Source organism: Oleiphilus sp. HI0043 (genome assembly GCF_001634935.1).
Map to the genome: position 1 here is coordinate 1 of NZ_LWEY01000030.1, position 774 is coordinate 774.

Genomic DNA, 774 nt, shown 5'->3' on the forward strand with positions numbered 1-774 from the left:
GAGTATGGTTTCCCAGCTACCTACAAGTTAACTAAATGGCCTGAGGAACAAACAAGACTATTTTAAAGAAGCGTAGTAAGCCGCTAAATTATCAATATCAGCGTCACTCAATGCAGCTGCCTGGCCCTGCATGATTGCCGCCATACCACCGTTACGCTGCTTGGTTTTATAAGCTTTCAGTGAGCTCACCAAATAAGCTTCGTTTTGTCCTGCCAAATTAGGGTAAGTTGGAATAGCTGCAATACCGGCAGCACCATGACAGGCTGCACATACTGCTGATTTAGCTTTACCCGCAGCAGCATCACCTGCTACAACACTTCCACTTACTGCAAGTGAACCCGCTACCAAAACCGATGTAACTAGCTTTCTCATCATTATTTCTCTCTCTATTTTTACCAAGGTTTTACCTTAATCCGACAATCCATCGTATTATCAGCGTAATGCACATAGCTTAGCTCAAGGGACAATATTTGTCATGAGACTTCAGCGGCACAACAGCATCTTATTACATAGCACGAAGCTATCTCTACCCGGTTTCCGGCTTACTTGACCTGAGTCAACTGGTATTGCTATCAAGTACGTTATATTGAACCTATAGCGTCAAGTATTAGTCTTGATCGCTCGTTTTAATCAAGTGTGGTAACTTGTTATGCCTCGGTTTTCCGGGGCTTTTTTTTGCCTAAGCATTCACCATCCTGGGCCAATACAGCCAAATAATGTCACAAATTTGCAATAGCTTTTAAGTAATTTATATACAAAGCAAAATCTTAGCTA

At 42.0% G+C, this 774-nt stretch carries 1 protein-coding gene; it reads right to left on the bottom strand.

Annotated features, from left to right (window positions below; translation table 11 throughout):
- Positions 1–57: 57 nt before the first annotated feature.
- The gene (locus A3729_RS01050) at positions 58–375 is read right to left on the bottom strand and encodes a cytochrome c (RefSeq protein WP_197470243.1); all 318 of its coding nucleotides are present in this window, start codon (positions 373–375) and stop codon (positions 58–60) included.
- Between the last annotated feature and the right edge of the window lie 399 nt (positions 376–774).